The sequence below is a fragment of the Pseudomonas sp. P1_C12 genome, from assembly GCF_056406435.1.
On sequence record NZ_JBFUAE010000018.1, the window covers coordinates 98,992 to 124,406 of the forward strand.

Annotated in this window: 29 protein-coding genes and 1 pseudogene; 12 read left to right on the top strand and 18 right to left on the bottom strand. The window is 60.7% G+C overall.

What is annotated here, in order from left to right; translation table 11 throughout:
• Positions 1-98 precede the first annotated feature (98 nt).
• The 4 genes from AC1D19_RS25380 to AC1D19_RS25395 all read right to left on the bottom strand — a co-directional run bounded on the left by AC1D19_RS25380 (position 99) and on the right by AC1D19_RS25395 (position 2,459).
• Positions 99-536 carry a DUF3995 domain-containing protein gene (locus AC1D19_RS25380; protein ID WP_477764919.1) on the bottom strand — a complete coding sequence of 146 codons (438 nt, stop codon included), beginning with the start codon at positions 534-536 and terminating at the stop codon, positions 99-101.
• Between the two features lie 117 nt (positions 537-653).
• Positions 654-1,667 carry an ABC transporter substrate-binding protein gene (locus tag AC1D19_RS25385; RefSeq protein ID WP_477764920.1) on the bottom strand — a complete coding sequence of 338 codons (1,014 nt, stop codon included), beginning with the start codon at positions 1,665-1,667 and terminating at the stop codon, positions 654-656.
• A 118-nt stretch (positions 1,668-1,785) separates the two neighbouring features.
• Positions 1,786-1,989: a hypothetical protein gene (locus tag AC1D19_RS25390; RefSeq protein ID WP_477753129.1), complete on the bottom strand. Its 204-nt coding sequence runs from the start codon at positions 1,987-1,989 to the stop codon at positions 1,786-1,788.
• Positions 1,989-2,459, bottom strand: a complete 471-nt coding sequence (locus AC1D19_RS25395; RefSeq protein WP_007986246.1) for a hypothetical protein — start codon at positions 2,457-2,459, stop codon at positions 1,989-1,991. The genes AC1D19_RS25390 and AC1D19_RS25395 overlap by 1 nt, the downstream gene beginning before the upstream one ends.
• Positions 2,460-2,872: 413 nt before the next feature.
• Between AC1D19_RS25395 and AC1D19_RS25400 the strand changes: the two genes are divergently transcribed.
• The gene (locus tag AC1D19_RS25400; RefSeq protein WP_477753130.1) at positions 2,873-3,121 is read left to right on the top strand and encodes a hypothetical protein; all 249 of its coding nucleotides are present in this window, start codon (positions 2,873-2,875) and stop codon (positions 3,119-3,121) included.
• A 161-nt stretch (positions 3,122-3,282) separates the two neighbouring features.
• Positions 3,283-3,513 (top strand): hypothetical protein, encoded by a 231-nt coding sequence (locus tag AC1D19_RS25405; protein ID WP_477753131.1) that lies wholly within the window; start codon positions 3,283-3,285, stop codon positions 3,511-3,513.
• An 88-nt stretch (positions 3,514-3,601) separates the two neighbouring features.
• Here AC1D19_RS25405 and AC1D19_RS25410 read toward each other — a convergent pair whose 3' ends face one another.
• The 3 genes from AC1D19_RS25410 to AC1D19_RS25420 form a co-directional block, all read right to left on the bottom strand.
• Positions 3,602-3,805 (bottom strand): hypothetical protein, encoded by a 204-nt coding sequence (locus AC1D19_RS25410; RefSeq protein WP_477753132.1) that lies wholly within the window; start codon positions 3,803-3,805, stop codon positions 3,602-3,604.
• A 129-nt stretch (positions 3,806-3,934) separates the two neighbouring features.
• A complete protein-coding gene (locus tag AC1D19_RS25415) occupies positions 3,935-5,542 on the bottom strand; it encodes a methyl-accepting chemotaxis protein (RefSeq protein WP_477764921.1) in 1,608 nt (535 codons plus the stop codon).
• A 235-nt stretch (positions 5,543-5,777) separates the two neighbouring features.
• The gene (locus AC1D19_RS25420; RefSeq protein ID WP_007935965.1) at positions 5,778-6,182 is read right to left on the bottom strand and encodes a TraR/DksA family transcriptional regulator; all 405 of its coding nucleotides are present in this window, start codon (positions 6,180-6,182) and stop codon (positions 5,778-5,780) included.
• 370 nt (positions 6,183-6,552) lie between these two features.
• Here AC1D19_RS25420 and AC1D19_RS25425 point away from each other — a divergent pair, with 370 nt between their 5' ends.
• The 3 genes from AC1D19_RS25425 to AC1D19_RS25435 all read left to right on the top strand — a co-directional run bounded on the left by AC1D19_RS25425 (position 6,553) and on the right by AC1D19_RS25435 (position 9,361).
• Complete coding sequence (locus tag AC1D19_RS25425) at positions 6,553-7,158, top strand: glutathione S-transferase (RefSeq protein WP_477764922.1); 606 nt, start codon at positions 6,553-6,555, stop codon at positions 7,156-7,158.
• Positions 7,159-7,305: 147 nt separating this feature from the next.
• A complete protein-coding gene (locus tag AC1D19_RS25430) occupies positions 7,306-7,989 on the top strand; it encodes a response regulator transcription factor (protein WP_477764923.1) in 684 nt (227 codons plus the stop codon).
• On the top strand, positions 7,967-9,361 hold the full coding sequence (locus AC1D19_RS25435; RefSeq protein ID WP_477764924.1) for a sensor histidine kinase: 1,395 nt from the start codon (positions 7,967-7,969) through the stop codon (positions 9,359-9,361). The genes AC1D19_RS25430 and AC1D19_RS25435 overlap by 23 nt, the downstream gene beginning before the upstream one ends.
• 63 nt (positions 9,362-9,424) lie before the next feature.
• On the opposite strand, the gene AC1D19_RS25440 is transcribed toward AC1D19_RS25435, so the two are convergent.
• On the bottom strand, positions 9,425-9,835 hold the full coding sequence (locus tag AC1D19_RS25440) for an SRPBCC family protein (protein WP_477764925.1): 411 nt from the start codon (positions 9,833-9,835) through the stop codon (positions 9,425-9,427).
• Positions 9,836-10,080: 245 nt separating this feature from the next.
• Here AC1D19_RS25440 and AC1D19_RS25445 point away from each other — a divergent pair, with 245 nt between their 5' ends.
• The gene (locus tag AC1D19_RS25445; protein WP_477764926.1) at positions 10,081-11,001 is read left to right on the top strand and encodes a LysR substrate-binding domain-containing protein; all 921 of its coding nucleotides are present in this window, start codon (positions 10,081-10,083) and stop codon (positions 10,999-11,001) included.
• Here the strand turns inward: AC1D19_RS25445 and AC1D19_RS25450 are convergent.
• Both AC1D19_RS25450 and AC1D19_RS25455 read right to left on the bottom strand, forming a co-directional pair.
• The gene (locus AC1D19_RS25450; protein ID WP_477753138.1) at positions 10,922-11,518 is read right to left on the bottom strand and encodes a DinB family protein; all 597 of its coding nucleotides are present in this window, start codon (positions 11,516-11,518) and stop codon (positions 10,922-10,924) included. The two genes, AC1D19_RS25445 and AC1D19_RS25450, sit on opposite strands and share 80 nt — an antisense overlap.
• Positions 11,519-11,590: 72 nt before the next feature.
• Positions 11,591-12,700, bottom strand: a complete 1,110-nt coding sequence (locus AC1D19_RS25455; protein WP_477764927.1) for an NAD(P)/FAD-dependent oxidoreductase — start codon at positions 12,698-12,700, stop codon at positions 11,591-11,593.
• A 118-nt stretch (positions 12,701-12,818) separates the two neighbouring features.
• On the opposite strand from AC1D19_RS25455, the gene AC1D19_RS25460 reads away from it, so the two are divergent.
• Complete coding sequence (locus AC1D19_RS25460; protein WP_477753140.1) at positions 12,819-13,139, top strand: DUF2388 domain-containing protein; 321 nt, start codon at positions 12,819-12,821, stop codon at positions 13,137-13,139.
• Between the two features lie 53 nt (positions 13,140-13,192).
• Here AC1D19_RS25460 and AC1D19_RS25465 read toward each other — a convergent pair whose 3' ends face one another.
• Positions 13,193-14,125, bottom strand: coding sequence for a pyridoxal-phosphate dependent enzyme (locus tag AC1D19_RS25465; protein ID WP_477764928.1), 933 nt, complete (start codon positions 14,123-14,125; stop codon positions 13,193-13,195).
• A gap of 218 nt (positions 14,126-14,343) precedes the next feature.
• On the opposite strand from AC1D19_RS25465, the gene AC1D19_RS25470 reads away from it, so the two are divergent.
• The gene (locus tag AC1D19_RS25470; protein ID WP_477764929.1) at positions 14,344-15,003 is read left to right on the top strand and encodes a methyltransferase family protein; all 660 of its coding nucleotides are present in this window, start codon (positions 14,344-14,346) and stop codon (positions 15,001-15,003) included.
• Between the two features lie 116 nt (positions 15,004-15,119).
• Here the strand turns inward: AC1D19_RS25470 and AC1D19_RS25475 are convergent, their stop codons facing one another.
• From AC1D19_RS25475 to AC1D19_RS25495, 5 genes are all read right to left on the bottom strand, one after another.
• Positions 15,120-15,785 carry an HAD-IA family hydrolase gene (locus AC1D19_RS25475; RefSeq protein WP_477764930.1) on the bottom strand — a complete coding sequence of 222 codons (666 nt, stop codon included), beginning with the start codon at positions 15,783-15,785 and terminating at the stop codon, positions 15,120-15,122.
• A 60-nt stretch (positions 15,786-15,845) separates the two neighbouring features.
• The gene (locus AC1D19_RS25480) at positions 15,846-16,253 is read right to left on the bottom strand and encodes a response regulator (protein WP_477764931.1); all 408 of its coding nucleotides are present in this window, start codon (positions 16,251-16,253) and stop codon (positions 15,846-15,848) included.
• A 319-nt stretch (positions 16,254-16,572) separates the two neighbouring features.
• On the bottom strand, positions 16,573-16,812 hold the full coding sequence (locus AC1D19_RS25485; RefSeq protein ID WP_477764932.1) for a pentapeptide MXKDX repeat protein: 240 nt from the start codon (positions 16,810-16,812) through the stop codon (positions 16,573-16,575).
• Positions 16,813-16,864: 52 nt separating this feature from the next.
• Positions 16,865-17,650 carry a molybdopterin-dependent oxidoreductase gene (locus tag AC1D19_RS25490; RefSeq protein ID WP_477764933.1) on the bottom strand — a complete coding sequence of 262 codons (786 nt, stop codon included), beginning with the start codon at positions 17,648-17,650 and terminating at the stop codon, positions 16,865-16,867.
• Positions 17,647-18,264 (bottom strand): cytochrome b/b6 domain-containing protein, encoded by a 618-nt coding sequence (locus tag AC1D19_RS25495; RefSeq protein WP_477753147.1) that lies wholly within the window; start codon positions 18,262-18,264, stop codon positions 17,647-17,649. Before AC1D19_RS25495 ends, AC1D19_RS25490 begins: the two co-directional genes overlap by 4 nt.
• 258 nt (positions 18,265-18,522) lie before the next feature.
• On the opposite strand from AC1D19_RS25495, the gene AC1D19_RS25500 reads away from it, so the two are divergent.
• Positions 18,523-19,458 (top strand): class I SAM-dependent methyltransferase, encoded by a 936-nt coding sequence (locus tag AC1D19_RS25500; protein WP_477764934.1) that lies wholly within the window; start codon positions 18,523-18,525, stop codon positions 19,456-19,458.
• Positions 19,459-19,494: 36 nt separating this feature from the next.
• Here the strand turns inward: AC1D19_RS25500 and AC1D19_RS25505 are convergent, their stop codons facing one another.
• Entirely contained in the window at positions 19,495-20,268 is a 774-nt protein-coding gene (locus tag AC1D19_RS25505; RefSeq protein WP_477764935.1) for a helix-turn-helix transcriptional regulator, read from the bottom strand.
• A gap of 110 nt (positions 20,269-20,378) precedes the next feature.
• Between AC1D19_RS25505 and AC1D19_RS25510 the strand changes: the two genes are divergently transcribed.
• Positions 20,379-21,482 carry a polyamine ABC transporter substrate-binding protein gene (locus AC1D19_RS25510; RefSeq protein WP_477764936.1) on the top strand — a complete coding sequence of 368 codons (1,104 nt, stop codon included), beginning with the start codon at positions 20,379-20,381 and terminating at the stop codon, positions 21,480-21,482.
• An 82-nt stretch (positions 21,483-21,564) separates the two neighbouring features.
• The gene (locus AC1D19_RS25515; protein ID WP_477764937.1) at positions 21,565-22,695 is read left to right on the top strand and encodes a DmpA family aminopeptidase; all 1,131 of its coding nucleotides are present in this window, start codon (positions 21,565-21,567) and stop codon (positions 22,693-22,695) included.
• Positions 22,696-22,924: 229 nt separating this feature from the next.
• Here the strand turns inward: AC1D19_RS25515 and AC1D19_RS25520 are convergent, their stop codons facing one another.
• Entirely contained in the window at positions 22,925-23,647 is a 723-nt protein-coding gene (locus AC1D19_RS25520; protein WP_477764938.1) for a GNAT family N-acetyltransferase, read from the bottom strand.
• A 454-nt stretch (positions 23,648-24,101) separates the two neighbouring features.
• Between AC1D19_RS25520 and AC1D19_RS25525 the strand changes: the two are divergent.
• Positions 24,102-25,415: pseudogene (locus AC1D19_RS25525) on the top strand (copper oxidase); the annotation flags it as partial.

Genomic DNA, 25,415 nt, shown 5'->3' on the forward strand with positions numbered 1-25,415 from the left:
CGCCCGGACCAAGCCCGCTCCTACAAGGGGCTGTGTCGCTCACAAATCTCCTGTAGGAGCGGGCTTGCCCGCGAAAGCGATAGACCTGTCAATGTGCCTCAGCCCCAGGCCACCGTCAACAACCCCGCCCCCAGCACCACACACAACGGCGAGTAAACCCAGGTGTCCAGCCGGGCAAATTTCGAGCCTTTGACCTCTTTGAAAAAACCCACCAGCTCCGAATCGCCAATGGCCCGGGCAAACAGCAAAATCGCTATCGCGCTGATCACCCACTGCAACGACCAGTGATGCAACGGTGGCAGCCACCAACCCACCCGCAAGCACACCAGCGCGGCAATCAACAGCAACAGCCCGGCCACCACCAGCGTGATCCAGCCTCGTGGCTTGAACGCCGGTCGCAGTTGCGCGCTGCCCTCCTGCGGCACTTGCGGGACCGCCGCCACCGCCGCCCATTCACCACCCAACGCCCAATACACATGCACCAGACTGATCACTGCGAAGATCGTCACCAGCCACTGAGCCAACAGCAAAGTCATGGTTCAGAGATCCTTGAAAGGAATATGAACTGAACATTGTAGGAGCTGCCGCAGGCTGCGATCTTTTGATTTTGTTTTTTTAAGACAAGATCAAAAGATCGCAGCCTGCGGCAGCTCCTACAGGGCGGCGGAGACTTTATCCGCCACGTCCTTGGGCAGCCAGGCCCGCCAGACGTCCGGATGAGCCTTCATGAACGCCTGCGCCGCCTGACGCGGCGGTGTATGTTTCTCGCTCATCTCGGCCAGCGCTTTGTTCAGGGGGGCGATCGGGAAGTCGACCTTGGCGAAGAACTCGACAATCTGCGGATACTGCTTCTGGAAGGGTGTGGACACACCGATCGACAGCTTGGAGGCCAGGGAACGGGTCGGCTGTGGGTTGGGGTTATCGGCGTCGGTCAGGGTCTTCCAGGCTTCGGCGTCAAACGGTGGCTCTTCCAGTTGTATCAGCTTGAAGCGGCCGAGCAACGGCGTGGGCGACCAGTAGTAAAACAGTACCGGCTTGCCACGACGAATGGACGAACTGATCTCTGCATCCAGTGCCGCGCCCGAACCACTGCGGAAGTTCACGTAGCTGTCGTCCAGCCCATAGGCCTTGAGCTTCTGCTTGTTGACCACTTCCGAGGTCCAGCCGATGGGGCTGTTGAGGAAACGTCCCTTGGTCGGGGCTTCCGGGTCCTTGAACACGTTTTTGTATTTCGGCAGGTCGCTGACGCTGCGCAGGTCCGGTGCCAGCGGCTTGATGCCCTTGGCCGGGTCGCCCTTGATCACATATTCCGGCACCCACCAGCCTTCTGTAGCGCCCTTGACCGTGTCGCCGAGGCTGACGACTTTGCCTTCGGCTTCCGCCTTGACCCAGACCGGGCTGCGACCGGCCCACTCTTCGCCAATGACCTGGATGTCATTGTTGGCCAGCGCGGTTTCCAGGGTGATGGTGGTGCCCGGCAAGGTGTCGGTCGGCAGCCCGTAGCCCTTCTCGACAATGATGCGCAGGACATCGGTAATCAGGCTGCCGCTTTCCCAGTTCAGGTCGGCGAAGTGGATCGTCGCCTGGGCGGCAAACACCGGGGCGGGAATCGCCAGCAAACCGAAAGTGGCCAGGACAGCAGCCAGCAACCGTCGAAATCCGTTCATGCTTTTGCACCTCGTGCTGTTCACAGCAATAGCAGGATGGCCTGGCAGTAGACCGCCAAGCCTCTGAATACTCAGTCCAATGACTGTAGTAGAGGTTCCTGCTTTCGAGGTGCGTGGATCAGTTTTCGCAGGTTTCCTGCAAACGCATCAGCTCGCGTCTGACCATGCTGGCGTATGCCGCCGGTTGCAGTTGGTAAAGCTGTGACGCCACCCAATTCAGCCAGGCTCCTTGCAGAATGACCTTCTGCCCGAACAGCCGCCGCGCTTCGTCTTGAGCGCTGGCCAGGTTCTGTTCGTGGAAATCGGCGCGGGTCAGGGTCATCACTCGCTGGCCTTGAAGGTCACCAGCTCGCCCTTGCGCCACTTGGCCGCTTTGGCGGTCACGGCTTTGAGGGTCTTGGTCAGGCCTTCCTGCAGCTGTTGATGGGCGGCAAACACCATCACCACGCTGTGACCTTCCTTGAACACTATCCCCTGACCGTCGGCCGTGGTCACGAAGGCGTAATCGCCAATTCCGTAAACCGTCAGTTTGATGTCGCGGAACTTGATGTCCAGCTTGCCGCCTTCGCGACTGGGCAGCACGGACGCGCTGAAATGATCACCGACCTTGAGCTTGAGTCCGGGTTTGTCGTCCACCACCAGGGCTGATTCGGTGTCGATTTCGGCAATGTAGATGCCTTCAGCGTTCTGTTCGGTGATGTAAACGAAACGTGACTGAAACTGCTTGACCAGCTTTGCGCGCAAATCACCCAGCACGAACAAAGCATGCATATCGAGATTACTTACTGCCAAGGAAACATCCCCACATCTGAAAAATGGTGCCGTGCGCGAAAAATAAACGCACAGCCAAAAAAGCGGCAATGCCGAAGGTGTCGCCAAAGAACCCGGATTGAAGTCCTGAATGAGCAGTGCACTCATTCATCACGAAGCTTGAGAAGACTACTGGAACGTCACTCGCGTCGTCCTGACTGGCGTTCGTCACAGGCTGAAGGAAAACGCCCTTCCTGCTGCCAGAAAATTATGGACTATCAACTTCGGGGAAAAATCTCATCAAGAAAAAATCTTTTCCTACATATCGTCCGCAAAAAATTGCTTTAGATAAACATCGATCACCCGCCAGTGAGGGTGATTCTAGAGCAGCGATGCTCTTGGAGACTAGCCAAAACGACGTGCATACGTCGATAAAACCATGAAAAGGACTTCATATGTGCACGCTGACTCACTTTGCTTATCCGTTGGTGCCTGACTCGGAAACAGCGCCAACCGCGCATCCGATACGGTTCCGCCACCACGAACCGCATCACGATGTCCCGGCCCGCCCGCGATTTCAGGTGGTGATGGCGGGCATTGCCTTCTTTCATATCAAGGATATTTCGACAGGCTGCGTAAGAGGTTTCCGAGCCGATCATAACGAAGCCTGTGCCCTCGCCCGGTTTCTGGAATCACATTGTTGACATGCCCGCCGCACTCATCGCCATCGACGTTTCGTCTGCCCGCCGACTTATCTGAGCCGTCGACGGGCAACTACTGCCATACTGCCCGCCAAATAAAACGGATCCGCAGAAAATCGGGTCGCGTTGACAACAACAACGTATTTCCAGGGGAAGTCGGCAACGTGACGGAATTTGATATCGGCGAGTTTTTTATCCGGGGTGAAGCCAGAGAAGTCGAGGGTGAATTCCAGGCCGTGATTGTCATGCGCGCCAAACCACCGCTCAAGACCGTGACGTATTACCAGGTCGAAAAGGATCGCTGGTTCAAAACCCCGGATGTCGCCGCCATTGCGGCCCAGGAATCGGCCAGGGAACTGAAGGCGGCGGTCGATGCGGGCGCGCTGAAAGCCTGATTGTCGGGTTGGCGGTGCGCGAAGACGTAGATTGGGCGCGGGTGGTCGACGACCTGAACCTGCGTATGCACCAGACGCACTGACCACCTCAATGCAGGCTGCCAGGTTCTTCGGCGTTCAATTGCGCCAACCAGGCAGCCTTGCACTCCTCCGCTTCATCGCGACTGGAGAACGCCGTGCCCCGGCGCTCGCCATTGAACAACACCACCCAACAGACCCTGCGCCCCATGGATCGCAAATTGGCGGGCACACCGCTGCCGATCATGACCGCGACATCAACTTTGCCTTGCATGCTGACCTCTCGAAATTAATTAGCAACCTAATTAGTAGGTATGTTATTTAGTTTTTCGACGAGGAAACAGCAACTCCCTGCACAGGTTCATTGCAGGATTCGTAACAATCATCCGGCAGCCCGGGCTTTCTAGCGCGGCTTTTGCGGTTTGTAGCCCAGGCGCAAACCGCCCCAGTGCCGGCCCTTGAGCATGATCGGCACCGAGAGATCGTGCATCAACTCTCCAGTGTCGCGCGTATAGGTTTGCAGCAGCACGGCCTTCTGATGGCTGCCGCAGCGGATCCCTGTGCGGTCAGCGAACTTGCGCTTGGTCCGGTTCTGCAAGGCATCGATCTGTGCATCGCCCGTCAGTGGCTGGCTGAACGCCTTGTTATGGGTCGGCACATAACCCTGCTGGGTGCAGGCGATGGCGAACACCAATCCTTCGTGACGCGGTAACAACGGTTCCTGGATCGTTGGCAAAACCTGATCGGTGTAGCGGTCGAAACGCGTCTGGTACTTGGCCGGGCTGGTATTGGGGAGGGTCTGGTAATTGCGGTCGAACAGATCGTCGAGACTGATTCGACCGGCATCGATGTCCGCCTCGAAACGCGCTGCAATCTGGCTCGCGCCTTCCCGGGCCAGGTCATAGATCCGCTGGTGATAGTCATCCAGCCCCACCTCGGCAAGACGCTCGCTGATGGTTTCGGCTTGCCCTTCCATTTGCACCGCCGCATGGGCCAGACGTTGAGTCTGCTGGTCGCTGACAGCCAGGTCGCTGCGCATCTGTTCGATAGCGTGAAACAGGCTATCGAGTTGTTCACGGTTGGTGTCTGCCCCTTGGGCGATTTCCCCGACCTGGGACTCGACACTGGCCGCCAGACGGGCAATGTTCTCCAGGTGCTGTCCCGTCCGTTCGACCTGCTCGACGCCGGTGTCGAGGTCGCTGGACAGTTGGCGGATCTGCTCCACCACCTGCGCCGTGCGTTGCTGGATATCGGCCACCATTTCGCCCACTTCGCCCGTGGCGGTTGCCGTGCGTGCGGCGAGCCCACGCACTTCGTCGGCCACCACTGCAAACCCGCGACCGTGCTCCCCTGCCCGCGCCGCTTCAATAGCGGCGTTCAACGCCAACAGATTGGTCTGGCTGGCGATGGACTGAATCACCAGAGTCACGCGCTGGATATCATTGCTGCGCAGGCTCAAGGCTTCGATCAGTTCACGGCTGTTGCTGGCGCGCTGGCTGAGCTGATGCATGCGCGCAATGGACTCGATCAGTTCCGTACGCCCGACCGCTGCGCTTTGATGAGCCTTGCTGGCGGCACTGAGCGCCTGGCGACTGAGCGTCGAGGCGGCCTGTTCGGTGGTGATCATGACCTCGGCGTTGCTGACGATCTGTGCCGCCGCCGTGAGCTGCGATTGCAGTTTGTCCGCCAGTTGCCGAACCGAGAACGCCACACCGGCGGCTGACAGCGCGTTATGGCTGGTGGTGTAGGAAAGATCGCGAGTCAACTCGCCGATGGCATCGGGGTTGTCGGGGGAAGCCGCCTGCGGGGTCGCGCGCGAACGCAGGCGAGGCAGCCAGATAATCAATATGGCCAGGGGCAGGCCAAGGTAGAGCGACCAGTAACCCTGCGTCATGCCACATAACAACAGCATCAGGGCGATGCTTTGCAGTGTCGGTGTCAGCCAGCGGTTTTTCGGCAATAGCACTGGTGCAGGCACTGCCGCAACCAGAGACCCGTCTCTCGTCATCATCGTTACCCCGGAAAGCTTCTAATTGTTGTCTTCGCATTAAACGCCATCATAAAGCCATTATCCATGAGCCTTTAGTCGTGAGCGTTGCAGCAAATCAATAGAAAAACCGGGAAATCGAAGACGGCAGAAAACAAAGATCGCAGCCTGCAACAGCGCCTTGCGTCAATTGCGCTGGGGCTGCCGCAGGCTGCGATCTTTTCAGGGCAGCCCGGATCAAAGGGGCTGCCTTGCAGAATCAGGCCTGACGCTGGTGCTTGTCGATTTGCTCGTGACGCTCTTGAGCTTCGATGCAGTACTTGGTGGTCGGGCTGATCAGCAGGCGCTTGAGGCCAATCGGCTCGCCGCTGTCGTCGCACCAGCCAAAGCTGTCTTCCTTGATGCGCTCAAGGGCTTGTTCCAACTGAGGCAGCATGCGCTGGTCGCGATCGATAGCGTTCACCAGCCAGGTGCGCTCTTCTTCGACCGAAGCCGCGTCTGCCGGATCGGCCGGGGTGTCCAGGCTTTCGATGGCGATGCGGTTCTGTTCGATGCGCTCATGGGTTTCGACTTTCATGTTCTGCAACAGCTCGGAGAAAAAAGCATGTTGCTCGGCATTCATGTAGTCATCCGCCGGCATGGCCAGCAACTTGTCCTTTGTCATTGATATCTCTATAAAAAAACGTGCATTAAGGCGAATAAGGGAGCGTTCCGGCAGACCTGGGCAGGCCATCGGAAAGGCGCCGTTTGTTCCAAGCGCCACCCGGCACTCAATTTACGAGGGGCGGCAGTCTACGGCCGACTTGAGGCCTCAGCAACTGAAAAGACAGCGAATTTGTCCGACAAAGCCCTGAAAATGCTCTACGGCAGGCTTTGAGGCGGTAATCGGAGTGCGTTTATAGCAAGAAATTCAATCGAGCGTAGGTATATAGAAGACAAACGGCTTGCACCGGGCATTATTCACAGTCATTTGCAGGGCTGCGAACCTCAGCTAAGGTTGTCCCTCCCGAAATGGCCATATAAAGGAAAGGACCATGAAGCTGATCGGTATGCTGGATTCACCCTATGTCAGGCGCGCCGCCATTTCTGCCAAATGCCTGGGGATCACCCTGGAACATCAATCGGTCTCGGTGTTCCGCCACTTCGAACAATTCCAGCAGATCAACCCGGTGGTCAAGGCGCCCACGCTGGTGCTGGATGACGGTGAAGTGTTGATGGATTCGACGCTGATCATCGACTACCTGGAAACCCTGACCGATAACAGCCTGATGCCCGTCGAACCGAGTCAGCGCCTGCGCGCGTTGCGCCTGATTGGCCTGGCGCTGGCCGCCAGCGAAAAGTCCGTGCAGCTTTACTACGAGCGCAACTTGCGGCCGGTGGAAATTCAATTCGAACCCTGGGTGCAGCGCGTCGAAGGACAGCTGACGGCGGCCTATTCGGCGCTGGAGCGGGAGCTGGAAAAGCAGCCGCTGAAGACTGACGGTTCGATTGAGCAGGACGGCATTACCCTCGCCATAGCCTGGAGCTTCACCAACCTGGTGGTGCCGGATCAGGTGAGTGCGGCGCAGTTTCCGCGGGTTGCTGCATTCACGGCGTATGCCGAAGGGTTTGAGGTGTTTATCAGTACGCCGATTGACTGACCGATTCATTTCCCGGCTCCGGGCGGCGTTCCGACGAAACCAGGGCAGTCACCAGTGTCGCGTCCATGAACTTTTATTTAGAAAGCCTGCGACCATTTCTTGGCAAAATGCCGCACAACGTTGTGAACATTTAATCAGGCCAGCCCTATGACCCGCATCTTGACCATCGAAGACGACGCCGTGACCGCCCGGGAAATTGTCGCCGAACTGAGGAGCCACGGCCTCGACGTCGACTGGGTCGACAATGGTCGCGAAGGGCTCGAACGTGCGGTCAGCGGCAACTATGACCTGATCACCCTCGATCGCATGTTGCCCGAGCTCGATGGCCTGGCGATTGTCACCACGCTGCGGACCATGGGCGTGGTCACGCCGATCCTGATGATCAGCGCACTGTCCGACGTCGATGAACGTGTGCGCGGCTTGCGTGCCGGCGGCGACGACTACCTGACCAAACCCTTCGCCACCGATGAAATGGCCGCCCGGGTCGAAGTCCTGCTGCGCCGGCAGAACACCGTCACCGCCCAGGCCACTACCCTGCGGGTGGCGGATCTGGAACTGAACCTGATCAGCCACGAAGCCAGCCGCGACGGCCAACTGCTGACGCTGTTGCCCACCGAGTACAAACTGCTGGAATTCCTGATGCGCAATACCGGGCAAATCCTCTCGCGGATGATGATTTTCGAAGAGGTCTGGGGTTACCACTTCGACCCCGGCACCAACCTGATCGACGTCCACATCGGCCGTCTGCGCAAGAAGATCGACCCGCCTGGCAATGTCCCACTGATTCGGACCGTGCGAGGCTCGGGTTATGTCATTGCCGAACCCGTCTAAAGGCTGGCGCTCTTCCAGCAGCCGTTTGCTGGCGCTCTACAGTTCGCTGTTCGTGATCTGGAGCGGGATTCTAATGGGGGTCATGTACTACGAGGTTTCCGCTTACCTGGACAACCTGGCCAAGCATTCGCTGATGCAACGCCAGCACCTTTTTTCGCGCTTCTCGGGCGAGCAACTGGTGGACGCCCTCGCCGTCAGCATGACCTTCGATATCCGTGGCATCGACGCCTACGGCCTGTTCGATGCCCGGCAGCGTTACCTCAGCGGCGCCCTGCGCTACATTCCGGATGGCTTGCCGCTCGATGGCAAGATCCACACGCTCAGCGACTGCGCCGAGTCCGACGACCCGACCCTGCCCAACGACAGCTGCGACGCCGTGGCGACCCAGACCCGCGATGGTTGGTGGCTGATTCTGGTTCGCGACAACGGCTCGCTGTTCGCCGTCACCCGGATTATCCTTCACGCCCTGTTTTGGGGTGTGACCCTGACCATCGTGCCGGGCATCGTCGGCTGGTATTTACTGCGGCGCCGGCCGTTGCGACGCATTCGCGGGATTCAGGCCAGTGCCGAAGCCATCGTCGCTGGCGACCTGAGCCGGCGCTTGCCACTGTCCAATCGACGAGACGAACTGGACATGCTCGCCGCCATCGTCAACGCCATGCTCGAACGCATCGAACGCCTGATGAACGAGGTCAAGGGCGTGTGCGACAACATCGCCCATGACCTGCGCACGCCCCTGACCCGTCTGCGCGCGCAGCTTTACCGCATGCAGCAGCAAGCCGGCGAAGGCTCGCCGCAGGCCATGCAACTGGACCTGGTGCTGGCCGAGGCCGACACACTGATGGCTCGTTTCCGTGGATTGCTGCGAATTTCCGAACTGGAAGACCGCCAGCGCCGCTCCGGTTTCGTGCAAGTGGACCCGGTGGCGTTGTTGCAAGAGCTGCATGAGTTCTATCTGCCCCTGGCGGAAGACGACGGCCTGATATTCCAGCTGCACCTGCCCGCGTCATTGCCACCCCTCCATGGCGACCGGGCACTGCTGTTCGAAGCGGTGGCGAACCTGCTCAGCAACTCGATCAAATTCACCCCGCCCGGTGGCGCGGTGATCTTGCGGGGGATCAATGATGGCGGGCACACGCGAATCGAAGTGCTCGATTCCGGCCCGGGCATTCCCGAGGCGGAACGTGAAGCGGTGTTCCAGCGTTTCTACCGTGCCGAGGCGGGCAATCAGAAAAGCGGCTTCGGGCTGGGGCTGTCCATCGTCGCGGCGATTGTCAGCCTGCACGGGTTTACCCTGGAAGTGGGCAGCAGCGAACTGGGTGGCGCGCGGCTGGTGCTGGACTGCCAGGAGGGCTTGATTACCCAGGCCTGACACAAAACCTGTGGCGATCCGACAAGCCCCCTCGCCACAGTTACCATTCACATGACAAATGCTTCAGCCCGGATAACGCGCCCGCAACGCCTCAATCCCCCCCTGATACACACCCGCAAACAACGCCTCCACTTCCCCATCACTCACGCCAACCGGTTCAAACCGGCCCGACCAGGTCACCCGCGCACGCTCGCCAAGCGCTTCAACCTTGATGGTCGCCAAATAATCAGTGACCGGAAATGGCGAGTGCACAAACGAGTAACTGTAGGTTTTCGCCGCGTTGTCGAATACTTGTAAACGCTCGACCACTACCGTGCCATCGCTGGTTTCCAGCCGGCGTACCCGCCCGCCTTCACTCAGCTCACTTTTGGGAATGAAGGGAATCCAGTCCGGCAGCGAATTGAAACCGCCAATCAATTGCCAGATCTGATCGGCCGAGGCCGGGACTTCGATCGTTGCTGATGCCGTTGCCATGTAAGGAGCTCTCTCAAGTTTCAGGGTTCAGATGGCCAGGCTGTCGACGACAGGAAGATCCCCCGTCCCCAGCCCTTCAAGTCTAGACATACAAGCGAACCTGCTCGCGATGGCGGCAGCACATCCAACATCCATGTGACTGCCCCACCGCTATCGCGAGCAGGCTCACTCCCACAGGTTGCGCGTCTTTCCTGGACGTTTGGTGCTTTACTGAGAAGACTCAAAAAACCACCGAGAACCCCGGCATGAACCGCAACGACCTGCGCCGCGTGGACATGAACCTGCTGGTGATTTTCGAAACCCTGATGTTCGAAAAGAACCTGACCCGGGCCGGGGAAAAACTGTTCCTCGGCCAGCCCGCTGTCAGCGCGTCGCTGGCAAAGTTGCGCGATCTGTTCGACGACCCGTTGCTGGTGCGCAACGGACGAACCCTGGAGCCGACCCCGCGGGCCTTGCAGATTCTCAAGGAGTTGCAACCGGCGATGGACACCATTTCCGGAGCGGTCAGCCGGGCCAAGGATTTCGAGCCTTCCACCAGTCGCGAGGTGTTTCGCATCGGTCTGTCCGACGACACCGAGTTCGGGTTGTTTCCGCCGCTGCTCAAGCAGATTCGTGAGGAAGCGCAGAACGTTGTGGTGGTGGTGCGCCGGGTGAATTTCCTGCTGATGTCGCCAATGCTGGCCAGCGGCGAGATTACTGTCGGCATCAGCTACACCACGGAATTGCCGGCCAATGCCAAGCGCAAGAAATTGCGCGACTTGAGTGTGAAGATCCTGCGCGGCGATGACCGCCCCGGCCCGTTGACCCTGGACGAGTTCTGCGAACGCCCTCACGCGCTGGTGTCGTTCTCCGGGGACTTGAGCGGTGCCATCGACAACGACCTGGCACGGATTGGCCGTTCGCGCCGGGTGGTGCTGGCGGTGCCACAGTTCGCGGGGTTGCGGGCCTTGCTGGCGGGTACTGACATGCTCGCCACCGTGCCGGATTACGCGGCCAGTGCCTTGATCGAAGGCAGCAGCCAGCTCCGGGCAGACGACGCGCCGTTTGATATCAAGCTGTCCGAACTGTCGATGGTCTGGAACGGGGTCAACGATAACGATCCGGCAGAACGCTGGTTGCGCTCGAAAATTGCACAGCACATGGCGGCGCCACTATCGGGGCATTGATCGACTGCAGGACTATCGGCTCGGACTCGCGCAAATACACCGGCATGTCGGTCACCGGTGGCATGGCCGGAATCTCGAAGTACATCTGCACCACCCAGCCACGGTGATAGCTGGCGTGGTTGACCACGTGCATCAGCATCGCGCCGGCGCTCATGGTGCCGCTTTCGCCCGAGACAAAGGTGAATTCCAGGGGCTTGTCCAGGGAGGCATCGGTTTGCCGGGCGCTCCAGTCGCAGTACCAGCGATCGATGTCTTTTTGCGCCAGGCGCAGTTCGGACAGATCGGCATGCAGCAGGTCGTGTGAAGTCTTGAAGCCATGCCCCCGGCCTTCGAGGTGCGCCTGCCAGATGCAATCCACCACGTACACGTGATTGAGGGTGCCGATCATGTTTTTGAACACCGACACCCGTTCTTTTTTGACTTCGCCCGGAGGGAGCGCTGCGAGGCTGTCAAAGAGGCGCTGATTGGCCCAGCGTTTGTAATCGGCCAGCAGACAGGCAGTGCGTACGGTGATCATCAGAGTTCTCCGATGGCAGTAAGCGCACTCCCTAGCATAGACCCAATGCCCGCAAGGCAGTGCCAGCCCTGATCATCGGTCGTCCAGGCGTTTTACTACGTGTTCGGCGAGCGCCAGGCAACTGGTCAGCCCCGGTGATTCGATGCCGAACAGATTGACCAGCCCCTCCACCCCATGCTCGGCCCGACCGCTGATGAGAAAGTCGGCAGCCGGTTCAGTCGGCCCGCTGATTTTCGGGCGAATGCCGCTGTAGGCCGGTTGCAGGCTGTTGTCCGGCAAACCCGGCCAATAACGGCGGATCGCCTGATAGAACCCTTCGGCCCGGCGGAGTTCGACGTGGTAATCGATGTGCTCGACCCATTCGATATCCGGCCCGAAGCGCGCCTGCCCACCCAGGTCGAGCGTCATGTGCACACCCAGTCCCGCGTTCTCCGGGGCCGGATACACCAGGTGGCGAAACGGCGCCCGGCCGCTGAAACTGAAATAACTGCCCTTGCACAAATGCGCCCGGGGAATGAATTGCCCAGGCAGACCGACAATAGCGCGCGCCACCCCGGGAGCGGACAGCCCCGCGCAATTGATCAATTCGCGGCAGTACAGGGTCATGGGTTGAATGCCGCCCATGCGCAGCTCGAAGCCCTGCTCCATACAACGGGCCGACAGCAGCGGTGTGCGCAAGGCCAGCGTCGCTGCGAACCGCTCGGCATCGCCCTGAAGCGCCAGCATCAGGGCGTGGGAGTCGACGATGCCAGTAGACGGCGACCACAGCGCCGCGACACAGGACAACGCCGGCTCAAGCGCCCGGGCCTGTGCCCCATCCAGCCATTGCAGGTCATCGACACCATTGAGACGCCCCTGCTGCAACAGACGCTGCAAAGCCGCGCGCTGCTGTTCATCGGTGGCCACGATCAGCTTGCCCACGCGCCGGTAATCGACACCGCGCTCATCGCAATAGGCGTAGAGACGCTGCTTGCCCTCCACGCACAACCGCGCCTTGAGGCTGCCGTCCGGATAATAGATGCCGGCGTGAATCACTTCTGAATTACGCGAACTGATGCCCGTGCCGATCCCCCCGCCGGCCTCCACCACCAGCACTTCCCGCCCATTCATGGCCAGGGCCCTGGCCACCGCCAGCCCGACCACGCCTGCCCCGATCACCACGCTTTGAATATCGACGTTCAACGACCTTGCCTCCCTCTCAGCCCGTTCCTCGCTATTGCCAGGGAACTCTCGGCGACCGCCACGCATCCTAAACTATGTGGTAATTCCCTTATGCTTCATGCTGTCGGAGGACACCGTCATGCGCCGGATGTTTATCATTTCTTCCCTGGTACTTTGTTTACCCTTCGGCTCGGCTCTGGCCAAAGTGGATGCGGGTGACGTCGCCACTTCCGCCGGGGTTTCCGCTTCGCTGTACTCAACGTTCAAAGACCACAAACTCATGATTCCCGCCCGGGATGACGCTTCCAGCTTCGTCGCCAGTGGCGGTGCGATTCGTGGTGCCTATCTGGAGGCGGTGTTGAAAAAGATCCGTCAGGACAATCCCGCCCTCAACAACGCAAGCGACGAAGACCTGGCCCGCGCCATTCTCGTCCAGGAAGGCGTTGCCGCCGATCACTGAAGATCGTCATCGCCAGCGGTGGGGCTTGTGACGCCGGGATAGCGTTTCCAGCCCTACCTCGCGTGCGTGCCAGTGGACAAGCTTGCCCACCCGGCCACGAGTTGTGCGTTGATACTCACCCCGCCGCACACCACGATCACCACGTCATGGGCGTCGGCAATCGCCGGGTGATCGAGGTAGGCAATCGCCAATGAAACCCCGCACGCCGGCTCGACCAGCTGACGCAAATCATTGGCGTAACGCACTACGCCCATGATCGCCTCATCATCACTGAGCACCACGCATTCATGGGGAAAATCGCCGATGTGTTTGACCGGCCAGGCGGCCACTTGCGCGGCGCCCAGGGAGGTGGCGACAGTGTCGATTTTCGGCAATTTGACCGGGTACCCGGCCGCCACCGCCGCGGCGAACGATGCCGCGCCTTCGGTTTCGCAGGCAACGATGCGGCAATCGGTGTGCCGATGACGAATCAGACCAGTGAGCAGGCCCGCCAGCAAGCCACCGCCGCCCACCGATGCCACCAGCACATCCACTGGCGGGCAGTCGTCAAGGATTTCATCGACCATAGTGCTGTGCCCTTCCCACAACACCGGGTGGTCGAAGGCCGGCACGAATTCACTGCGTGGGTCCTGGGCGAGTTCCCGTGCCCGTTGATTGGCTTCGTCCCAGACCTTGCCGTGCACGATCACCTCGGCGCCGGTCTTGCTGATCCGCTCCCGGGTGCTTTGCGGGGTGGTGTGCGGCACCACGATGCATGCCTTGAGCCCCAGGCATGCAGCGGCCATGGCCGTGGCCAGTCCCGCGTTACCGCCGGAGGGACAGACCACCTTGCGCTTGCCCTGCTGTGCCGCCCGGCTGCACAGCAAGCCAATGCCGCGTATTTTGAACGAGCCGCCAGGTTGCAGGTTTTCCAGTTTCAGCCAGATACGGCGGGACGGGGTCGACAGGCCAGGGTGCAGGATCAAAGGCGTTCGGATGTGAAGCATATGGGCTCCTGTTACACGCCACCGGCTCGCGGAGCACTTCGGCCAGCCGGTGGTGAACGGTCCTCTCTCCCAAGCTTAGTTCACCCGGTCTCGGGGCGACCGTCTCAGCGGTCCGGCGCCGGTTGCGATCTTTTACCCATGGAAACTCGAAGGCCAAAGAACGATCAAAAGATCGCAGCCTACGGCAGCTCCTACGTAAGCCTGTTCGCGGAGGTACCATGAAAATCTCGGCCAAACTGGCATTTTTCGCCGTCGTCAGCACCCTCGCCTACCTCGCCCTGGCGATCTGGGGACTGGGTGGTCTCGCAGCCTATTTCAGCCACGGTTCACTGGTCGTCGTTGCCCTGGCCACTCTGATCATGGCTGTCGCTTCTCTGTTCACCGAGGTCAACCTGAGCTCGGGGGAACGCGAAGACCGGGCCAACCGCTGGGTCATTCCGGCCTTCGGTGTGATCGGCTTACTGAGCGGCTTTCTGCCGGCTTATACCGACCGCATCGATTTCTGGACTTTTGGCGGTGAAGGCGTGCGCTGGCTCGGCACACTCTTGTTCGTCGGCGGCGGCGCGCTGCGGTTATGGCCGGTGTTTGTGCTGGGCAAGCGCTTCAGCGGGCTGGTGGCCATTCAGCCGGGGCATCGGCTGGTCACCGACGGGATTTACCGCAACCTGCGCAACCCCAGTTACCTGGGGATGATGGTCATCGGCATGGGTTGGGCATTGGCCTTTCGTTCTGGTGTCGGGCTGATATTGGTGGCGCTGACGCTGATCCCGCTGATCGCGCGCATTCACTCGGAAGAAGCCTTGCTCCGGGCACAGTTCGGCAGCGAATACGAGGCCTATTGCGCCCGCTCCTGGCGGCTGATCCCCGGACTCTACTGACATACATCCCCCCTGTAGGAGCGGGCTTGCCCGCGAAAGCGATTCTTCAGTCACATCGATACTGGATGTGCCGACGCCTTCGCGGGCAAGCCCGCTCCTACAGGGGTTGCTGTTGCTTACACAGACTTCAATCGAATCAAGCCACCGGCATCCACCTGAATCCGAACCAAGTCATAACCCGCCAACGTCGCATGCAACGTCTTGATCGGCTGTTCATGAGTCGCCGTCACGATCATCAAATCCGCCCCCGCCGCCTCGGCCGCCAGAATGCCCACCGTAGCGTCTTCGAAAATCAGACATTGTGCAGGCTCGACACCCAGGCGCCGGGCCGCGAGGCGGTAACCCGCGGGGTCCGGTTTTCCGGCAGTCACATCCTCGGCAGTGATCATGACGGCGGGTTCGGGAATCCCCGCCGCCGCCATTCGCCGCAACGCCAATTCCCGTGGCGCGGAAGTGACGATGGCCCATTGGCTGGCAGGCAGCGACCGCAAGAACTTCGCCGCGCCAGCCACTTCGAATACCCCGTCGACATCGTCGATTTCCGCTTCGGTAATCCACGCGGCTTCGGCCTCGGCATCCACCCCGGGCAAGCCCAGGCGCCTGATGGTGTCAACGGCGCGGGCGCCGTGAATGGTGGGCAGGAAGGTGTCGACATCGACGCCATGGCGCACCGCCCAGGTTGTCCAGACCCGCTCGGCGGCGGCAATGGACGTCAGCACGGTGCCATCCATGTCGAACAGAAAGGCACGGTAAGTCGAATTGAAAACAGTGTGATCAGACAAGGAAAAGAACCTCGCAGTTACCGGACGGATTTGCCCGGGAATGTAACACCTGCGAGTGAGTCAGTTGAGTCTCTTTGACTTGAAAGCGCCGTCGACACAATCGAGCAACGAACCGATGGCCCAGGGTTTCTTGATGAACGAAACGGCATGTCGCACCCCGGAGCTGGCCGGGGTTTCGAAACCGGACATGATCATGATCGGCTTGTCCGGCCAGCGATCGCCGAACTGGTTAGCCAGGTCCGCGCCATTGAGCGTGCCGGGCATGGTGATGTCCGTCAGCAGCAGGCCCACCTGCGGCGCATGTTGCTCCAGATACATCACTGCCGCGTCTGCACTGGTTTGCGGCTCGACGACAAAACCTTCCTCCTGAAGAATCTCACAGAGAAACTCCAGGATCAGCGGGTCGTCCTCAACCACCAGAATCAACCCGCCAGGAAGATCTCCACCCGCCGTCGGTACTCGACTCATGACCGTGCCGCTCCCTGATTGCCTCAATGATTTCGCGGGTTTTGATCCGCTACCTAAAAGGTATGAGCAGCGGAATCGGTGGAAATTCATTTTTGATACAGCCAGGTGACCGATCCGGGTTTTGTAGTGACCTTGAGGGCGCTTTCGCTGGCAAGCCAGCGCCTACGGAGATCTGTGCCGTTTGCAAAACCTGTGTAGGAGCGGGCTTGCCCGCGAAGAGGCCGTCAGCTTCAACAACACCGTTGACTGACACACCGCTTTCGTCGGAACGCCGCCCGGAGCAAGCTCGCTCCCACAGGGGGATTTCGGTTGTTTGGAATTACTGCGACATTTCGCTTTTTTTCATCGCATCCTTGGACATCGCGTCTTTTTTCATCGCGTCCTTGGACATGGAATCGGTCTTCTTCATCGCGTCTTTTTTCATCGCATCCTTGGACATGGCGTCCTTGGACATCGAGTCCTTGCTCATGCTGTCGTTGCTCATCGTGTCAGCTGCGAACACAGAGGCAGCGCCAACGGCCAGGCACATGGACAGAACAACGGTGGTCAACTTTTTCATGATGAAGCTCCTTGGAACGTGGGTTGTGGACGTGTGAAATGGCCGGCCCCCGTCAGCTGCCACCGAACCAGTTGTAACCCTGGTCTTCCCAGTAGCCACCCGGATAGGTGTTAGTGACGAAAATCGCCTGGATGTGTTTGGGGTTCTTGTAGCCCAGCTTGGTGGGCATGCGCAGCTTCATCGGGAAGCCGTACTCGCGGGGCAGCACGGCGCCGTCGTAAGTCAGCGTCAACTGAGTCTGCGCATGCAGCGCGGTGGCCATGTCGATGCTGGTGTAGTAGTCGTCGGCGCATTTGAAGCCGACGTATTTGGCATCGGTGTCGGCGCCGATGCGCTTGAGGAAGTCACTGAAGCGCACGCCGCCCCAACGCCCGATGGCGCTCCAGCCTTCGACGCAAATGTGCCGGGTGATCTGCTCGGTCTGGGCCATGGCGCGCAGCTCTTCGAGGCGCCAGCTGCGTTTGTCGGCGACCAGGCCGGTGACTTCCAGGCGATAGCCCTCCTCCTCCACCGTCGGCGCCTCGTCGATGCCGTAAAAGGCATTGAAGGGAAACGGCCGGGTGATCATCGACTCTGGATAGGTCGGCGCCATGGCGTTGGGGTTGAACAGCCAGCCTTGCACCCGGTCATTGAAGCGCGACATGGACGACAGCGCGGTTTCGACGCTTTCGTTGTCGGTGATGTTGCAGCCGGACAGCATGGCCACGCCGCCGAGGGTCAGGCCACGCAGCAGGAACGAACGGCGCGAGCGATCTTCGATCTGCGGGGCGAGGATCTTGCGGGCGTCGGTGAGGATCGAAGCCTCGTCCAGCCCGGGGACCTGAATGCGCTTTTTCATACCTGCTCCTTGCGGCCGACGATCATGGCCAACAGCGTTTTCGGAACCAGCGCGACCATCAGCAGATGCACTGCCACGAAGGCCACTAACAGCGCCATGGCGAAAAAGTGCACACGGCGCGCGCCTTCATAACCGAACAGCAATTCACGCAACAGCGGGAACTGCACCGACTTCCACAACACCAGCCCGGAGAGCACCAGCAGCGTGATGTCGACCATCACGAACAGGTAAGCGACCCGTTGCACCTGGTTGTAATGACTGAGGTCGGCATGCCCGAGTTTTCCGCGCAAGGCGGCCCACAGGTCATGCAGCACACCTTTGGGTGAAACCGGGAAGAAACGCCGCTTCAGGCGCCCGCTGAACAGGTTGAAGGCCAGGTAGATCAAACCGTTGATCGCCAGGAACCACATCGCCGCGAAATGCCATTGCAGCGCGCCACCGAGCCAGCCGCCGAGGGTGATCGACTTGGGAAAACTGAATTCATAGATCGGCGAGGCGTTGTAGATGCGCCAGCCGCTGGTCACCATCACCAGCACCGCCAGGGCGTTGAGCCAATGGGTCAGGCGTAGCCAGCGTGGATGACTGGACTTGGGTGAAGCAGTGCTCTGCGACATGTCCGGCTCCCGGTTGTTGTTCGTTGGAGCCGATTATGGGAGCCGGAAGATCGCCAAATCCTCACGTAAAGTTAAATTAAACGTGATAACTGCCACCGGATACTTGTAGGAGCGAGCTTGCTCGCGAAGGTGTATCAGGCGCCGCTGTGTCGACTGACACACCATCGCGAGCAAGCTCGCTCCTACAGGGTTTTGTGTGCTCCGCCGGTTGCGCAATTATGGTTAAATGCCGCCCCCGAAATTCGCCGACCCAGACCAATGAACGCTGAAGCCCTCGCCACCCTCAACCAGCACCTGCTGACCGCCCTCGCGGCCGTCCCCGCCGAAACCCGCCGCCTGTTCCACGGCCGTGGCCGCTGCTGGCCGGGGCTGGAGCAAGTGACTGTGGACTGGTTGCAGGGCGTGGTGCTGGTGGCGCTGTTCAAGGAGCCGGAAGCGGCGCAACTGGAAGACTTGAAGCAGGTGCTGATGACGATCACCCAGTCTGAACAGTGGGCAAAATCCGGTGCCCACACGCTGCTGTTGCAACATCGCTACCTGCTGCAAAGCACCACCGAGTGGCTGCTCGGGGAAGAGATCGACGAACTGACGATCACTGAGGGCAGGCTGAAGTACCGGGTCGACCTGGGCCGCAAACAGAACACCGGGCTGTTCCTCGACATGCGCTACGGCCGCGATTGGGTCCGCGCCAATGCCGAGGGCAAACGGGTGCTGAACCTGTTCGCCTACACCTGCGGTTTCTCGGTGGCGGCCATCGAAGGCGGCGCGAGCCACGTGGTCAACCTCGACATGTCGAGCCCCGCCTTGAACCGTGGCCGCGACAACCACCGGCTCAACGGCCACGACATGAGCAAGGTCAGCTTCCTCGGTCACGACCTGTTCAAATCCTGGGGCAAGGTGATTGGCAAGGGGCCGTACGACTTGGTGATCATCGACCCACCGTCGTTCCAGAAAGGCAGTTTCCTGCTGACCAAGGATTACCAGCGCGTGCTGCGCCGGTTGCCTGAATTGCTCAGCCCTGAAGGTACGGTGTTGGCCTGCATGAACGACCCGGCGTTTGGTGCCGACTTCCTGATCGACGGTGTTACCCGTGAGGCGCCAAGCCTGCGGTTCGAGCAGCGTCTGGAGAATCCGCCGGAGTTTCCGGATGCGGATGTGGAGTGTGGTTTGAAGGCGTTGGTGTTTCGGCAGTAATACCGAGTCGTGTCCTTCGCGAGCACTCACAGGTGTTCAACGCGGCCGCAACACCAGCGCAAACAACTCGCCGTGCCCGTTCACGTTGAGCTTGTGATAGAGGTTGCGCCGGTGCACTTTCACCGTCTCCGGGGAGATGCCCATTTGCTGGGCGATGGCCTTGCTGGAAAAGCCCTGGAGAATCAGGCGCGCGGTTTCGATCTCGCGCACTGTCAGGCGTGCGTCGAAGCGATCGAGCAAGGTCGCCAGATCACCGGCCGGTGGTTCGGCGACCGGCCCTTGCGGCGGCAGCAAATCCAGGTGTCGGCGCATCGCCGCCAGCACCCAGTCACGCACGCAAATTAGGCGGCCCTGCTCCTCGAGGATGAAGCGCGTCGAACGCCCGAGGGACAGGCCGAGCACAGCGCCGTCGACGTTGACCATGAACTGCAACTCGTCCCCACCGACCACGGTGCTGAAGTAACTCAGGTAGTACTCGCTGTGCTGGAACTGGTCGGGGGCCACCGATTCGAGGCTGTGCAAGCCGTCGGCGATGCCGGCGCAGGCGGCTTGATAGAACGGATCGAGCAGGTACATGCCAGCGCTGTAGTCCGCCAGTTCTTCATGCTCGTCGGGGCTGCCCTGGGCATCGAAGTCAATCAGCAGGCGCGGCACGTGACCCGGGCGCATCAGCGCTACCAGCGCGTTGTCCAGCGGCACCAGCAAGCGCAAGGTATCGACCAGCGCACGCCAGAAGCTGTCCCGCCCCACCGCCGTGAAAACCCGCGCCAGCCCCTGGTGCACCGGCAACTCTTTCAACAACGCGTCCACGCACTACCCCTTTCGAGTAACCCATGATGGGAATGGGTGAAGGCCACCCCGGTCGATACGCTGCAAACTCCTGATTACCACCGGCCGCAACAGGCCAGGAGTGCCGCATCATGAGTCGTCACCGCTTGTATTTCAATCTGGGGTTTGGCGCCTGCCTGACGGTGTCGCTGTCGGCCTTTGCTGTCAAAGCTCCGACCGTGCACGTGTACAACTGGTACGACTACATCGGCCCCACCACCCTGCAGGACTTCAAGCGTGACACCGGGATTGCACCGGTCTACGACACCTTCGACAGTGCCGAAGTGCTCGAGGGCAAGTTGCTCACCAGCCGCAGCGGCTACGACGTGGTGGTGGCCAGCAACTTCAGTTTGCCCACGCTGATCAAGGCCGGCGCCCTCGCCCCCCTGCCCCGTGCGCAGATGCCGGACTTCAAGAACATGGACACCGATCTGCTGGCGAAACTGGCCAACAACGATCCAGGCAACCAGTACGCCGTGCCTTACCTGTGGGGCACCAACGGCATCGGCTACAACATCGACAAAGTACGCGCGGCGCTGGGCGACAAGGCGCCGGTGGATTCCTGGGACCTGGTGTTCAAGGAAGAGAACCTGGCCAAACTCGGCGAATGCGGCGTGGCCATGCTCGACTCGCCGTCGGAGATGCTGCCGGTGGCCCTGCACTACCTTGGCCTGCCGCCCAACAGCACCAACCCCGAGGACTACAAGAAGGCCGAAGCGCTGCTGCTGAAATTGCGCCCGCACATCGCCTATTTCAATTCGTCGAAGTTCATCAGCGACCTGTCCAACGGCAACATCTGCGTGGCGGTCGGCTGGTCTGGCGCGATGCTCGAAGCCAAGTCCACCGCCGAGCAGGCCGGCAACGGCGTGAAGATCGCCTACAGCCTGCCCAAGGAAGGCGCGCCTGTGTGGTTCGACACGCTGGTACTGCTCAAGGACGCCCCGCACCCGGAACAAGGGATGGCCTTCATCGACTACCTGATGCGCCCTGAAGTCATCGCCCCGGTCAGCGACCACCTCAACTACCCCAACGGCAACCGTAGCGCGACCACGTTGGTGGCCGAAGCCACCCGTAGCAACCCGGCCGTCTATCCGCCAGCCGAAGCCATGGCCACCCTGTTCACCCTCCAGCCCCTGCCGCCGGCTACCGAACGGGTGCGTACGCGGATCTGGAGCAAGGTCAAAAACGGCCAATAACCCCCCCTGTAGGAGCTGCCGAAGGCTGCTCCTACAGGTGTTGACCGCATTTTTCTGCCAAAAATTGAAAATGAGAAAACCCATGAAACCACGTGCCCGCGACCTGAACATCCAGTTCGGCCAACTGCAGCCCGGCCCGCTCAATGCCATCACCGACGTCCCCGGCGTGCGCGTCGGCCACAGCAATGTACGAGGACGCACCGCCACCGGCCGCGACATCCTCACGGGCGTCACCGTCATCGAACCGCGTGCCGGCTCCACCAGTCAGCAACCGTGCTTTGCCGGTGTGCATGTGCTCAACGGCAACGGCGATGCCACGGGGCTGGAGTGGATTCGCGAGGCCGGCTTGCTGACCAGTCCCATCGCCTTCACCAACACCCACAGCCTGGGCGTGGTGCGCGATGCGCTGATCGTGCTCGACCGCGAGCAGCAACCGGATGACGGGCGCCTCTACTGGAACATGCCGGTGGTACTGGAAACCTTCGACGGCCTGCTCAACGACATCAACGGCTTTCACGTGAAGCCGGAACACGTGGCCCAGACCGTGCGTTCGGCGGCGGGCGGGCCGGTGACCGAAGGTAATGTCGGCGGTGGCAGCGGCATGATCTGCCACGAATTCAAGGGCGGCATCGGCACCGCGTCGCGACGCTTGAACAGCGCCCAGGGTGGCTGGACGGTCGGCGCGATTGTCCAGGCCAACCATGGCATTCGCAATGAACTGCGCGTTGATGGGTATCCGGTCGGGCGCTACATGGAACAGGTCGATTCGCCGTTCCTCAAGGCCTCGTTGCCCCACCCGGGGATGGGCTCGATCGTGGTCTGCCTGGCCACCGATGCGCCGTTGCTGCCGCACCAGTGCACCCGCCTGGCCCAGCGCGCCAGCCTCGGCCTGGCCCGCACCGGCGGCGGCAATGAAGACCACAGCGGCGACATCTTCATCGCCTTCGCCACCGGCAATGAACACGTGCCGCCGGCCGCCTATGAGAGCAAGAAAGCACCGACCACCGACAACCTGAGCATGGTCAACAACGATCACATCAGCGAGCTGTTCCTGGCGGCCACCGAAGCCGTGGAAGAAGCCATCATCAATGCCTTGCTCGCCGCCGACACCGCCGAAGGCAACGGGCATGCGGTACCGGGGCTGGATGCCGAAACGTTGCTCAAGGCGTTGCGTCGCGCCGGCTGGCCGGGGGATGCGACTAGCGGTACTTGAGTGAAACACTCGGTCTTTCTAGGATGAACTTACGCAGCCGCTTGCTTGCTCAAGCCGCTGCGTAGGTGGTGAGTGAACTGAACCACTACCAAGCTCACCGCTTGTTTTACGCGCATCTTGAGCCTCACGGCTCCACTTCCTCCCCATCAAGAGCTTTGAGGCTCTTTTTTTACCTCTGAAAACCACACATTCCTCCTGCAGGGGATTTGTGGTGTTAAACAGAATGCGGTCAGACCAGGCGCAACCGAGGGCCGGCGGCCGGCACCGCATCGTCACCCAAGCGCCCCCGCACAAATTCATTGGCCTTGCGCGTCAACTGGTCCAGATGCCGGTCGCGCTGTTTTTCCGCGTCGGTCATGGCCCGCTTGCCGTGCTTTTGCAGCAGGTAGGTATGAATCTGCCGCACTTCCAGCGAGCTGTAGATCGACGCCACATCCAGCAAGGCCATCAAGCCATCGGTGGCGTGGTCGCGGGTGTTCATCAGCACCTGGGTCGCACGCACGCCCAGCACCTCAAAGCCCATCGCCTCGAAATACGGCACCTTGGCCACCGCGCAGGTCAGCTCGGCATGGGGATAGCGGCCGACCATTTCCCGCAGCATCCGCCGGGCCACGCCCTGGCGCCGATACCCGGCCTGCACCGCCATGTACGCCACGCCACACGCCTCGGGGTCGTCCTGCACCGGCAGGTACAGCACAAAGCCAATCACCTTTTGCGGGTCGTCTTCATCAGTGGCGACGATCAGCTCCACGGCAATGCCTTTTTCACCGTTCAGCGCCTCCAGATACAGGTGCACCTCATAGCCGATCGCGTATTGATAAAGGTTGTACAGCAGGTTGCTGGGCGGGATCGCGACCATGCTGATGTCGGTCAGGTTGTCGACCACCATCTGCAGGATCTGGCTATTGATGTGCTCGGGGCACGGGGTCTTGAAGTGGCTGATCAGGGGCATTGCGGTGACGGGCTCCGGGGGCAAGGGCCGCCTATCATAGCGCGCCTGACCTCGCCAGCGTTTGCGTTACTACGGGAGGCGTTGCGTTTTCGAGGCTGACAGCAGTGAGTCAGGCACACTTTGTGCGGGATGAACTGTGCTCTTCGCGAGCCGGCTCGTCCCCACAGAGGGACAGCGGTTTTGCCCACAACTGGTTTTTCTGTGGGAACGAGCCTGTTCGCGAAAGCGTCCACCATCACACCGGCCTGTGGTGTGAGTGGGGGGGAATGGGTGGGTGAGCCCCCCAACTTTGAGGATTCCCACCCACTGCGCCACTACGACCAAAGTCCAATCCATCAAGCGTTTGATATCAATCAGCTATTTGTCTCCCCCGGATCTCCCCGCGCTTGGCGCACCTCTTGCATCGAGCGTTTTGCCAACGTCAGCCACACCGGCGCGCCCCGAGGGCAACAAAATGAAAAACACGCCTAACCTCAAGTCGCTCGGCCTTTTCAGGAAACCGAGCATCGCCGCTGTGATGCTGATCAACATCAGCCTCGGCAACGCAAACGCCGTACCGCTTGACGATGTCAGCTATCCGCCTCCAACGGATCCATCGGCGTATACCAACCCGCCGGCCGATCCCAAGGCCGCGCTGGATTCGATACTGACCATGCCGCCCACCAATCAGGGCGCCATCGCCCTGCCCAATGGCATGTACGGCACCCGCACCACGCCAACGACCGACAACGTGCTGCAGCCGGCCCAGCAAACATCCTTCAAGATCCCCACCAATGGCAAGCCCAGCCCATTGTTCGGGGCCGCGCCGTACTCTCAGCAGCTGCTGCTGTTCGAAGAATTCGGCACGGAGAAACTCGACCCGACACTGCCGCCGCCCACGCTGACCTTCCCGGTTCCGACCGTCGGTCCGGCTCCCCTTCAGGACCCGAACAGCATCGCCCGCAGCGGCCCTTCAGCCGCTGCGCTGGAAGCCTTCATGCGCCAGCCGGGGCTGTACCCGTATCCGTCGCAGTATTCCAACTCGCTGGACCGCAACCCGTGGAAAGCGCAGATCGAAGCCTTCCTCAACCGCCATCCGGTCGGCTCGCCGGCCGAAGGTCGTCCGCCTGGAAAAGGCTGGTCGCACCAGCGCTGGAACGAGTTTTACCCACAGGTCGCCTTCAAGACCGCTCAAGCGGGCGCCAAGCTCAACGGCGGCATGCGCGACCGCCGACAGTTGCACAACTACGCCGTCGGTGAGTTCGGGCCTGGCGGGCTCTACAACCAGACCTCGGACACCCCGGTCATTGCGGGCACCACCAAAGGCATCGACACCCGCTTTCACCCCAACATGCCGATTCAGAACCACAAGGCGCTCTGGACCTTCGACGGCACCTTTCCGCCAAAACTGCTGATGGTGCGGTACGGCCAACCGGTGCTGATGCGTCACTACAACGCCCTGCCGATCGATCCGTCGGCCAACATGGGTTTTGGCCTGCACACCCTCACCACCCACGAACACAACGGCCACTCCCCGGCTGAAAGCGACGGCTATGCCAATGCGTTTTTCTTTCCGGGGCAGTACTACGACTATCGCTGGCCTGTCCAGCTGGCCGGTTACGACACCATCAACACCAGCGCCCAGGATCCGCGCGCGGCGTTCCCCTGCGCCCCGGGCGAAACCCTGTATGTCAACGATGCCACGCCGGGCCTCAAGACCTGTAACAACGGCAGCATCAAGATCCGTGGCGACTGGCGCGAAACCATGAGCACCCACTGGTTCCACGAC

Excerpts from the sequence above, each read along its gene's own strand:
- AC1D19_RS25380 (WP_477764919.1), bottom strand. The coding sequence starts at position 536 with ATGACTTTGCTGTTGGCTCAGTGGCTGGTGACGATCTTCGCAGTGATC.
- AC1D19_RS25385 (WP_477764920.1), bottom strand. The coding sequence starts at position 1,667 with ATGAACGGATTTCGACGGTTGCTGGCTGCTGTCCTGGCCACTTTCGGT.
- AC1D19_RS25390 (WP_477753129.1), bottom strand. The coding sequence starts at position 1,989 with ATGACCCTGACCCGCGCCGATTTCCACGAACAGAACCTGGCCAGCGCT.
- AC1D19_RS25400 (WP_477753130.1), top strand. The coding sequence starts at position 2,873 with ATGTGCACGCTGACTCACTTTGCTTATCCGTTGGTGCCTGACTCGGAA.
- AC1D19_RS25410 (WP_477753132.1), bottom strand. The coding sequence starts at position 3,805 with ATGCAAGGCAAAGTTGATGTCGCGGTCATGATCGGCAGCGGTGTGCCC.
- AC1D19_RS25415 (WP_477764921.1), bottom strand. The coding sequence starts at position 5,542 with ATGATGACGAGAGACGGGTCTCTGGTTGCGGCAGTGCCTGCACCAGTG.
- AC1D19_RS25420 (WP_007935965.1), bottom strand. The coding sequence starts at position 6,182 with ATGACAAAGGACAAGTTGCTGGCCATGCCGGCGGATGACTACATGAAT.
- AC1D19_RS25425 (WP_477764922.1), top strand. The coding sequence starts at position 6,553 with ATGAAGCTGATCGGTATGCTGGATTCACCCTATGTCAGGCGCGCCGCC.
- AC1D19_RS25430 (WP_477764923.1), top strand. The coding sequence starts at position 7,306 with ATGACCCGCATCTTGACCATCGAAGACGACGCCGTGACCGCCCGGGAA.
- AC1D19_RS25435 (WP_477764924.1), top strand. The coding sequence starts at position 7,967 with ATGTCATTGCCGAACCCGTCTAAAGGCTGGCGCTCTTCCAGCAGCCGT.
- AC1D19_RS25440 (WP_477764925.1), bottom strand. The coding sequence starts at position 9,835 with ATGGCAACGGCATCAGCAACGATCGAAGTCCCGGCCTCGGCCGATCAG.
- AC1D19_RS25445 (WP_477764926.1), top strand. The coding sequence starts at position 10,081 with ATGAACCGCAACGACCTGCGCCGCGTGGACATGAACCTGCTGGTGATT.
- AC1D19_RS25450 (WP_477753138.1), bottom strand. The coding sequence starts at position 11,518 with ATGATCACCGTACGCACTGCCTGTCTGCTGGCCGATTACAAACGCTGG.
- AC1D19_RS25460 (WP_477753140.1), top strand. The coding sequence starts at position 12,819 with ATGCGCCGGATGTTTATCATTTCTTCCCTGGTACTTTGTTTACCCTTC.
- AC1D19_RS25465 (WP_477764928.1), bottom strand. The coding sequence starts at position 14,125 with ATGCTTCACATCCGAACGCCTTTGATCCTGCACCCTGGCCTGTCGACC.
- AC1D19_RS25470 (WP_477764929.1), top strand. The coding sequence starts at position 14,344 with ATGAAAATCTCGGCCAAACTGGCATTTTTCGCCGTCGTCAGCACCCTC.
- AC1D19_RS25480 (WP_477764931.1), bottom strand. The coding sequence starts at position 16,253 with ATGAGTCGAGTACCGACGGCGGGTGGAGATCTTCCTGGCGGGTTGATT.
- AC1D19_RS25485 (WP_477764932.1), bottom strand. The coding sequence starts at position 16,812 with ATGAAAAAGTTGACCACCGTTGTTCTGTCCATGTGCCTGGCCGTTGGC.
- AC1D19_RS25490 (WP_477764933.1), bottom strand. The coding sequence starts at position 17,650 with ATGAAAAAGCGCATTCAGGTCCCCGGGCTGGACGAGGCTTCGATCCTC.
- AC1D19_RS25495 (WP_477753147.1), bottom strand. The coding sequence starts at position 18,264 with ATGTCGCAGAGCACTGCTTCACCCAAGTCCAGTCATCCACGCTGGCTA.
- AC1D19_RS25500 (WP_477764934.1), top strand. The coding sequence starts at position 18,523 with ATGAACGCTGAAGCCCTCGCCACCCTCAACCAGCACCTGCTGACCGCC.
- AC1D19_RS25510 (WP_477764936.1), top strand. The coding sequence starts at position 20,379 with ATGAGTCGTCACCGCTTGTATTTCAATCTGGGGTTTGGCGCCTGCCTG.
- AC1D19_RS25515 (WP_477764937.1), top strand. The coding sequence starts at position 21,565 with ATGAAACCACGTGCCCGCGACCTGAACATCCAGTTCGGCCAACTGCAG.
- AC1D19_RS25520 (WP_477764938.1), bottom strand. The coding sequence starts at position 23,647 with ATGCCCCTGATCAGCCACTTCAAGACCCCGTGCCCCGAGCACATCAAT.